This window comes from Micromonospora sp. NPDC048040, from assembly GCF_055587185.1.
Genome location: NZ_JBVJGT010000110.1, coordinates 1 through 8,677 on the forward strand (window position 1 = coordinate 1; position 8,677 = coordinate 8,677).

At 69.1% G+C, this 8,677-nt stretch carries 8 protein-coding genes and 1 pseudogene; 4 read left to right on the forward strand and 5 right to left on the reverse strand.

What is annotated here, in order from left to right; all coding sequences use genetic code 11:
* Positions 1 to 741 (reverse strand): RNA-guided endonuclease InsQ/TnpB family protein (locus tag ACZ6O2_RS36015; RefSeq protein ID WP_466026148.1); only part of this gene is annotated, 741 nt, incomplete at its 3' end.
* A gap of 109 nt (positions 742 to 850) precedes the next feature.
* On the opposite strand from ACZ6O2_RS36015, the pseudogene ACZ6O2_RS36020 reads away from it, so the two are divergent.
* Both ACZ6O2_RS36020 and ACZ6O2_RS36025 read left to right on the forward strand, forming a co-directional pair.
* Positions 851 to 1,111: pseudogene (locus ACZ6O2_RS36020) on the forward strand (dihydrofolate reductase family protein); the annotation flags it as partial.
* 70 nt (positions 1,112 to 1,181) lie between these two features.
* Positions 1,182 to 1,469 (forward strand): dihydrofolate reductase family protein, encoded by a 288-nt coding sequence (locus ACZ6O2_RS36025; RefSeq protein ID WP_350708757.1) that lies wholly within the window; start codon positions 1,182 to 1,184, stop codon positions 1,467 to 1,469.
* Between the two features lie 71 nt (positions 1,470 to 1,540).
* Here the strand turns inward: ACZ6O2_RS36025 and ACZ6O2_RS36030 are convergent, their stop codons facing one another.
* Positions 1,541 to 2,863 carry an aspartate aminotransferase family protein gene (locus ACZ6O2_RS36030; protein ID WP_466026149.1) on the reverse strand — a complete coding sequence of 441 codons (1,323 nt, stop codon included), beginning with the start codon at positions 2,861 to 2,863 and terminating at the stop codon, positions 1,541 to 1,543.
* Between the two features lie 86 nt (positions 2,864 to 2,949).
* Between ACZ6O2_RS36030 and ACZ6O2_RS36035 the strand changes: the two genes are divergently transcribed.
* On the forward strand, positions 2,950 to 3,933 hold the full coding sequence (locus ACZ6O2_RS36035; RefSeq protein WP_466026150.1) for a LysR family transcriptional regulator: 984 nt from the start codon (positions 2,950 to 2,952) through the stop codon (positions 3,931 to 3,933).
* A 78-nt stretch (positions 3,934 to 4,011) separates the two neighbouring features.
* On the opposite strand, the gene ACZ6O2_RS36040 is transcribed toward ACZ6O2_RS36035, so the two are convergent.
* The 3 genes from ACZ6O2_RS36040 to ACZ6O2_RS36050 all read right to left on the reverse strand — a co-directional run bounded on the left by ACZ6O2_RS36040 (position 4,012) and on the right by ACZ6O2_RS36050 (position 7,207).
* Positions 4,012 to 5,820: a glycoside hydrolase family 15 protein gene (locus ACZ6O2_RS36040; protein ID WP_466026151.1), complete on the reverse strand. Its 1,809-nt coding sequence runs from the start codon at positions 5,818 to 5,820 to the stop codon at positions 4,012 to 4,014.
* A gap of 34 nt (positions 5,821 to 5,854) precedes the next feature.
* Positions 5,855 to 6,121 (reverse strand): hypothetical protein, encoded by a 267-nt coding sequence (locus tag ACZ6O2_RS36045; protein WP_466026152.1) that lies wholly within the window; start codon positions 6,119 to 6,121, stop codon positions 5,855 to 5,857.
* A gap of 756 nt (positions 6,122 to 6,877) precedes the next feature.
* Complete coding sequence (locus tag ACZ6O2_RS36050; RefSeq protein ID WP_350708747.1) at positions 6,878 to 7,207, reverse strand: hypothetical protein; 330 nt, start codon at positions 7,205 to 7,207, stop codon at positions 6,878 to 6,880.
* 625 nt (positions 7,208 to 7,832) lie between these two features.
* Between ACZ6O2_RS36050 and ACZ6O2_RS36055 the strand changes: the two genes are divergently transcribed.
* On the forward strand, positions 7,833 to 8,677 hold an 845-nt coding region (locus ACZ6O2_RS36055), incomplete at its 3' end, for a P-type ATPase actuator domain-containing protein (protein ID WP_466026153.1).

Below are 8,677 nucleotides of genomic sequence, written 5' to 3' on the forward strand. Positions count from 1 at the left end.
GGCCACCTTCAGTCGGGCCTTCGCCCGGTTCGCGGAGCCCTTCTGTTTGCGGGCCAGGTTCCGCTGCGCCTTGGCGAGCTTGCGCCGGTCGGCCTGCCCGTACCGCGGGTTGGCCACCTTGCCCTGCTCGTCACTCACCCCCGGCATCGGACGCGACAGGGTCAGCAGACTGGTGATGCCCGCATCCACACCAACCTCGGCATCGACCGGAGCCAGGGGCGTCACGGTCGGGTCCTCCACCAGGATGGATACGAACCAGCGGCCGGCAGCGTCCCGGGACACCGTGACGGTCGACGGTTCCGCCCCGGCAGGCAGCGGCCGGGACCACACGATGTTCAGCGGGGTGGTCATCTTGGCCAGGGTGAGCTGGCCGTCACGCCAGCGGAACGCGGAGCGCGTGTATTCGGCCGACGCCCTAGATTTGCGCTTGGACTTGAACCTCGGATACCGGGCCCGCTTGTCCCAGAACGCCGCGTACGCGGCCTGAAGGTGCCGCAACGTCTGCTGCAACGGCACCGACGACACCTCGTTGAGGAACGCCAGGTCATCGGTGCGTTTCCACCCGGTCAGCCACTCCGACGACTGCGCATAGGTGGTGCGTTGCCGGTCGACCGCCCACGCCCGGGTCCGGGCCTCCAACGCCCGGTTGTACACCAGACGCACACACCCGAAGGTGCGGTTCAACTGCCCGGCCTGCTCAGGGGATGGGTAGAAGCGGTACTTGTATGCCCGTTTCACCACCTCCCCCACACCTCACACCCTACAACCGTCCATGTAAGACGATCAGCGAGGGGAGGGAGCGGCGTTTCCTCCCGGCCCTGAACGGCCGGGTTTCCACGCCGCAAATCCGATGACCAAAGGAACGGGCAGGGCGATCTGCGACATCACGATCTCGGTCGACGGGTACTCGGCCGGGCTCAACCAGACCGAGGAACGCCCGTTCGGCGACGACGGCGGCGACGGCTCGGGCGGCAAGCTGCACGCCTGGATGTTCGACACTCCCTCCGAGAACCAGGCCGAGGTCGACCAGATGACCGCCGCCAACGCGTTCGTCATGGGGCGCAACATGTTCGGCCCAGTGCGTGGCGCGTGGGATCGGCAGTGGAACGGCTGGTGGGGCGACGATCCGCCGTTCCGCGCCCCGGTCTTCGTGCTCACCCACCACGCGCGACCCGCAGCCGATGGACGGCGGCACCACGTACCACTTCGTCACCGACGGAGTCGAGTCGGCACTGGCACAGGCACGCGCGGCGGCCGGCGACGGCGATGTCGCGATCCTGGGCGGCGCGACCACCATCAACCAGTACCTCGCCGCCGGCCTGATCGACGAGCTGCGGCTGCACATCGTGCCGCTCACGCTCGGCGCCGGCACGCGGCTGTTCGAGGGCGTCCCGCCGCTGAAACTCGAGCAGGTGAAGTCGCGAGCCGCGACCTCGGTTACGCACGTGACCTACCGTGTGCTGTCCTGAGCTGGACGGTGTTGTTCGCGCGGCGGCCAGCCGACGCCGTCAGCGCCGCCGGGAACGGGTGACGCGGCCGGTCAGGCCGGCGCCGCTTCGCCGATCGCCTGGTCCAGGATTTCCAGACCGAGGGCCAGTTCCTCTCGCGTCGTGGTGAGGGGCGGTGCGATCCGGAAGGTGCTTCCCATGCCGGGCAGTTGCACGACGTTCATGTGGAGGCCGAGTTCGAGGCAGCGGCGGGTGACCTGGGCGCCGAGGACGTCCGAGCCTTCACGCGTTTCCCGGTCGAGGACGAGTTCGATCCCCTGCATCAGGCCGCGCCCCCGTACGTCTCCCACCACGTCGTGCCGGTCCCTGATGTCAAGCAGGCCGGCGCGCAGGAACCCGCCCAGCTCCCGTGCCCGGATGTCCATCTGCTCCTGTTGGAGGACGTCGAGCACGGTGTTGCCGACGGCGGCGACGAGGGGGTCGGACACGTGTGTGGTGTAGAAGAGGTAACCCCGCTCGTGTGCCCGTTGTTCGATTTCCTCGGTCGTGATCACCGCGGCGAGCGGTAGGCCGGCGCCCAGCGTCTTGGACAGCGTGAGGATGTCGGGCACGATGCCGTCGCGTTGGAAGGCGTACCACGTGCCGGTGCGGCACAGACCGGTCTGCGCCTCGTCGACGATCAGCAGCATGCCGCGCTCGCGGCACTTGCGCGCCAGGGCGGCGAAGTAGCCCGGCGGTGGCTCGATGATGCCGCCAGAGCTGAGGATCGGCTCGACGATGCACGCCGCGAGGCTCCCCGACGACTGGGCATCGACGAGGGCGAAGCCGTAATCGAGCTGCCGCTGCCAGTCGAACCCGCCGTCGGCAATGGTGAAGTCGGGGCGGTACGGGTTGGGCGTGGGGATCGCGAAGTTTCCCGGCGGCGTAGGCCCGTAGCCCCGGTGGCCGGCGCTGTATGTTGCGGCGGCCGCGGCGTGCGTCATGCCGTGCCACGACTTGGCGAAGGCGACGATCTCGTGTTTGCCCGTCACGAGCTTGGCCATCCGGATGGCCGCCTCGTTCGACTCGGCCCCGGTCGTCAGCAGCAGCGCCTTCTCGAGCGGCGGGGGGAGGGACTCGGCGAGCCGGCGCGCGAGGTCGACCACCGGGCGCGACAGCATGCCGCTGAACAGATGGTCCAGGCTGGCGATTTCCCGCTGCACCGTCTGGACGATCGCGGGATGACAGTGGCCGAGGATGGCGCTCATCTGACCTGAGGTGAAGTCCAGGATCTGCCGGCCGTCGGCGGTGTACACGAAGCTGCCGGCCGCGCGCTCGATGATCTCGGGAGTGAACGGACCGCCGTAGCGCACCAGATGGCGGTCGACGTCAGACCAGAACTGTTCGGCGGCGTTCCGCTCCGTAGTCAGCGTCATACGCCTCACGATAGGGCCGTTTGTTATGCGCGAAAAGCTGAGGTTTCTGGCTACGCTGTGCGGAAATCGCGTACAAGGAGCTTCCGATGCGGCTGAACACCGCGCGCCTGGAGATGCTCAGCCTGCTGGACGGCCTCGGCACCATGCGGGCCGTCGCCGCGGCCCTGCACATGAGTCCGTCGGCGGTGTCGGCGCAGCTGGCGGTCCTGGAGTCGGAGACCCACACCGAACTCCTGCGGCGCACCGGCCGCCGCGTACAGCTCACGCCTGCCGGGCGCACGCTCGCCCGACACGCCCGCATCATCCTCGACCAGATCAAGGCCGCCGAGGTGGACTTGCAGGGCCTCGCCGGACAACCAACGGGACCGGTACGCCTCGCGGCCTTCTCCAGCGTCGTGCAGGCCGTCGTCATTCCGCTCGCCGCCCGGCTCCGGAAGACACATCCAAGGATCGAGCTGGAGGTCGCCGAACTCGATCCGCAGGCCAGCCAACCGGCCCTGCGCCGCGGCGACTACGACATCATCGTGACGGCGGACTTCATCGACGGGTCCATGCCGCTGCATCCTGACGTGCACAACATCCCTCTGCTTACCGATGCCATCGTGCTCGTGCTGCCACGGTCGCAGGTCGCATCGGACGAACCGGCGGACCTGGCCGACTTCGCCGATGCTGCGTGGTCCATCGACATGCCCGGCACGTACCTGTCGAACCTGGTGACGAGCACCTGCCGGCAGGCCGGCTTCGAGCCGGTGGTGGCTGGCCGCTTCGCCAGCTACGAGCTGCTTCTGGCACATGTCGAAGCCGGCCTGTCCGTGTCGCTCCTGCCCGAGCTTGCCGTGGACCGTCGCTACCACGTTGACACCCGCCCGCTGCGCCGACCGTTGACCCGCCACGTCTACGCGGCCGTGCGCAGCCGACCAGCTCTCACCGCCGCGAGCCAGATCGTCCTCGACGAACTGTGCGGCCTCGCAAGGACGTCCTCCAGCGTCTGGCGAGACGGGGCCGACTGCCGGCCGTCGGGGACCAGTTGGCCGGCCGCGACGGCGCCGGTGGCGACGAAAAGCATGTGAGGCATCCGCCGGGCCGGTACCGCAGACTTGGTCGTCCCTGAACCAGCGGGTTGGCGACGGCGCCACCGTGACGGGTGGCTAGGGAGCGTCTCGAATCGCGAGTGCGGCTTGGACGAGCGCGGCGTGGGTCAGCGTCTGGGGATAGTTGCCGAGGTGGGCGCCGGTCGCGGGGTCCATCTCCTCGGCGTAGAGGCCGAGCGGGCTGGCGTGGTCGAGCATGGTCTGGAACAGCTCGAGCGCCTCGGTGCGGCGCCCGGTGCGGGCGAGGGCTTGAACGAGCCAGAACGAGCAGGGCAGGAACGCGCCTTCGGTACCCGGGAAGCCGTCGCGTCCCGGCGGGTAGCGGTAGAGGAGGGGGCCACCAGCGGAAAGTCTGTCCCGAATGGCGTCGATGGTGCCACGCACGCGGGGCGAGTCGACGCTGTCCATGCCCAGCAGCGGTAGGACGAGCAGGGCCGCGTCGAGGTCCTGGCAGCCGTAGCTGCGGACGTAGCTGTTCGTCGTCGGGTCGAAGCCGCGTGTCCGGACCTCGGCGGCGATGGCATCTCGTGTTCTCTGCCAGCGTCGACGTTGGCGGTCTGGCAGTGGGTGGGTGTCAGCGATGCGCAGGGCCCGGTCCAAGGCGAGCCAGCCCATGAGTTTGGAATGTACGTGTTGGTCGGGTTCGCGGACCTCCCAGATGCCGGCGTCGGGCTCCTGCCAGCGAAGGGCGACCAGGTCGGCGAAGCCGCGTACCGCGCGCCACGTCTCCGTGTAGAGGCGGTGTCCGGACTGCGCGAACGCCCAGGCGGCGTCGATCACCCAGCCGTAGCCGTCGAGTTGGTGTTGCCCGGCAGCGCCGTTGCCGATCCGTACCGGAAGGCTGTCGAGATAGCCGGTCCAGCCGGACACCTCCCGTTCCGCGGGTACGTGGCGGCCGTGGAGGGTGAATAGTGCCGGCAGGCGTGGCCGCTGCAGCCGGCTGGCGTGCAACAGCCACGCGAGGAAACCGTGGGCTTCGGCTGCCTTGCCGACGCTGAGGAAGGCGCTGACGCCGATGCTGGCGTCACGGGGCCAGACATAGCGGTAGTCCCAGTTCCGTACCCCGCCGGGATCCTCGGGCAAGGACGTTGCGGGTGCCGCCACCGGGGCCTGCGAGGGCGAGTAGGTCAACAGCCGCAGGGTCAGCAGGCTTCGCACGACGTGCTCCCGGAACGGCAGCGACGCGTCGATTTCGGCGGTCCAGGCACGCCATCGGTTCTCGTCCTCGACGAGCAGTTCCCAGGCTGCTGTCGGTTCGACGTGGATCAGCGGCTCGCGGTGGGCCACGGCCAGTACGAGGGTGATCGGTCGGCCTGGCCTGACCATGATCGAGGCAGGTCGGCCCGGCTCGATGGTGAGGTCGGGTGCGGTGACCAGAGAGACCGCGAGCGACCCCCAGTCACACAACAGTGCCCGGCGCCGGCGGTGCACTCGGGGCCTGCGGTGCCGTACGCCGAGGCGGGGGTCGAACTCGACGACGGCGTCCGCCGTTGCCCCCTCGGCCGACAGGCGCCGGACGATCAGTGTCGTGGGCAGCAGGCGACCGCTGACCTCGGCCACCATGGCCTCGGTGAGGGTGAGGCGGCTGCTGCCCACCGCCCAGGTCGTCGTCAGTGTGGCGGTGTGCTGCCGGTAACGTCGTTCGACGACCGTGGCCGGCCCGGCTGGGCCGAGCCGGAAGGTTCCGGCGTCCGGGCCCCCGACCAGCCGGCCGAACAGGGGCTCGCCGTCGAAGCGGGGCAGGCAGAGCCAGTCCATTCCGCCGTCAGCGGCGACGAGAGCAGCGGTGCGTGTGTCACCCAGCAGCCCGTAGTCGCTGATGGGCGCTGGGCGTCGAGGCCATGTCACGTCGTGCCCGCCAGCCATGGGGATGTCTTCCTGACGAGTCGCGAGACGTCGGTCAATCGGCCTGAAGGAGCAGTCCGAGGACGCTTCCGTAGATGATGTGGACGACGGCCGCGACCGCGGGAGTCTGGACCCCGTAGTTGAGGGCGAACAGGCCAGGCGGCTCCAACACGGCTGTGCTGGCCGGGCCCGCCCGTTGCGAGGCCATGCGCGGGTGGACACCCGGAAGCAGCGGCAGGAGCACCGTCAGCGCGATCCCGACGTGGAGGCTCCCGATCAGCGCCCCGATCCACCAGGTGGCGCGGTGCAGCAGGGCGAACATGGCCGCGTAGCCGGGGCGAAGCCCTGACCGGCGCAGAGGTGGATGAAGAACCCGACGACCCGGGCCCGGTCGGGATCCTCGGTGACGATGGTCCCGAGTACCAGGGGAATGTCGAGGCGGGTGAGGCCGGCCAGTTGTGCAGTGATCAGCGCTGCGGTGAGCGCCACGGTAGCGACCAACCCGAACAACGCCCATCCGGCCCAGTCCATCTCAGCAGCGGTCGACGTCGCGACTGTGCACAGGTGGCATGACGAGTGCTCCGGCCGGCCCAGCCCCGCGTCTCGTCCTTCCCGGCAGGCATGTGCCGCGGGCTTGGGCGATGGCACGCCCGGTGGTGGCCAACCGCTGGACTGTGCTCAACCCGGCTGGTCGCGGCGTTTCGTGTCTGCTTGCCATCAGCCCGGTCAACCCCCTCGTCGGTTCAGACGTTCAGGCGTGCTTGTGGGAGAGTGAACTCGGCACGTTCACGTCGGCGCATCGTCCACGCCGACCCGGGCGGTCAGCCCCGCGCCGCCGCGCCGCGTGTGCTCGGCAACGGCGTCGTCCCCGCCCAAGCGGCGACCGCACTCCGTCTCCTGCTCTGCCGGAATCACTGACCCCGGCCACCGGCGGTCCTTCGCGGGCAGCCGAGCGCTGCCCGCGAAGAACCCCTCAAGCTTTCGTCACCCCGAACACCCGGTTGCCGGCATGCTGGTCCACCGGCGAGCCGGACCCGCTGATACCGGCATGCTGGAGCGACTCGAGCAGCTCCTGGTCTTACTCCACGTCCACGTCGACGTCGACGTTGCCGATGCAGACGACGACGTTGTTGGGCTGAGTCCTGTTGTCGTTCGTCGTCTCGACCGCTGCGGCCTGCTCGACGCTGACGTCGCTGTCCCGGATGGTGTTGTCCTTGATGATCTGGGCGATGGTCACCTCGTTGCTCTGCTCGTTGTTCGCGCAGACAACTTCGGTGCGGTCCCAGGCCCCGGACTCCGTGCCGTGTCCGTAGGGCGCGGCGAGCGCGGCGGCGGGCGTACCGAGCAGCAGGGCGGCGCCGCCCAGCGCTACCCCGCCGGCGAGCCGGGTCAGAAACCTCTTGGACATGTCCCTCACTCCCTTCTGGTCGGCTCAGGAAGACGAGCCATGACGAACATAAGAAGGATTCATGTCCGGTCGGAGCGCTTTCCAGGTTTTTGAGGCGAACATGCCTTCGGCTGCTATAAGTAGTTGTTTCACATTTCCGGGCGGTTGGCCCGGTTCGGGTGGGGTGCTCACCAGGTCGCCCGGTTCCCAGCGAGGGCGATGATCTTTTCTTCGGTGGGGCTGATGCTGCCCTCGGCGGCCGTCCGGTGGCTGCGACACAAGCGAGGGTGTGCCCGCCTCTCCGGTCATGGTCCCAATACCGCTTGGGGGTAGGGGTAATGTCCCGTGCTGCCCGTCGGGCTTCTGAACATTGCTGTAGCAGGGGAGAGGTGGGCCACGGCCCGCGTGTTGCCATATACCCCTAGGGGGTATATCGTGCCGTATGGAGGTGGACGGCATGAGACACGAACACGCAACCCACGCCGATGCCATGGTCATCACCAATGGGCATCACGGCCATCAGGTGCCGGTCGGCGAGCACCCCGGCGGTGGACCCCACGACGGGCATCGAAGCGGTGCTGGGGCGGCGGGTGGCCACCACGGCCACGCGGGGCATGGATCTGCCGGTGGGCACGGCGGTCATGACATGCATGCGGGGCACGGCGGTCATGACAAGCACGCGGGGCATGACCCGGAGCAGTTCCGGCGCAAGTTCTGGCTGAGCTTGGTGCTGACGGTGCCGATCGTGGTGACCAGTCACATGGTGATGGGCTGGTTCGGCTACACCCTCGATTTCCCTGGGATGGGCTGGGTGGGCCCGGTTCTGGGGTCGGTGGTCTTCTTCTATGGAGGCTGGCCGTTCCTGGTCGGCGGGATCCGCGAGGTCCGCGACCGGGCTCCGGGGATGATGCTGCTGGTCTCGATGGCGATCGCGGTGGCGTACGTCGCGTCGCTGGCGACCAGTCTCGGCGTGTTCGACTTGGACTTCTGGTGGGAGCTGGCGGCGCTGGTGACCATCATGTTGCTGGGGCACTGGCAGGAGATGAAGGCGATCGGTCAGGCGCAGGGCGCCCTCGCCGCGCTGGCGGCGCTGCTGCCCGACGACGCCGAACGGCTCGACGACGACGGCACCCCGCACCGCGTGTCGGTGGCCGACCTGCGGGTGGGCGACGTGGTGCTGGTCCGCTCCGGTGCCCGGGTGCCGGCCGACGGTCGGATCGTCGACGGGTCCGCCGAGCTGGACGAGTCGATGATCACGGGGGAGTCCCGGCCGGTGCCGCGTGGCGTGGGGGACCGGGTGGTGGCCGGCACGGTGGCCACCGACTCCGCGTTGCGGGTGCGGGTCGACGCGGTGGGCGAGGACACGGCGTTGGCGGGCATCGGCCGGCTGGTCGCGCAGGCTCAGGCGTCCAGCGGCCGGGCGCAGGTTCTGGCTGACCGGTTCGCCGCGATGCTGTTCTACGTCGCGACCGCCGCCGCGTTGGTCACCTT

Coding starts and splice junctions, on each gene's coding strand:
- ACZ6O2_RS36025 (WP_350708757.1), top strand. CDS start 1,182: ATGGACGGCGGCACCACGTACCACTTCGTCACCGACGGAGTCGAGTCG.
- ACZ6O2_RS36030 (WP_466026149.1), bottom strand. CDS start 2,863: ATGACGCTGACTACGGAGCGGAACGCCGCCGAACAGTTCTGGTCTGAC.
- ACZ6O2_RS36035 (WP_466026150.1), top strand. CDS start 2,950: ATGCGGCTGAACACCGCGCGCCTGGAGATGCTCAGCCTGCTGGACGGC.
- ACZ6O2_RS36040 (WP_466026151.1), bottom strand. CDS start 5,820: ATGGCTGGCGGGCACGACGTGACATGGCCTCGACGCCCAGCGCCCATC.
- ACZ6O2_RS36045 (WP_466026152.1), bottom strand. CDS start 6,121: ATGTTCGCCCTGCTGCACCGCGCCACCTGGTGGATCGGGGCGCTGATC.
- ACZ6O2_RS36050 (WP_350708747.1), bottom strand. CDS start 7,207: ATGTCCAAGAGGTTTCTGACCCGGCTCGCCGGCGGGGTAGCGCTGGGC.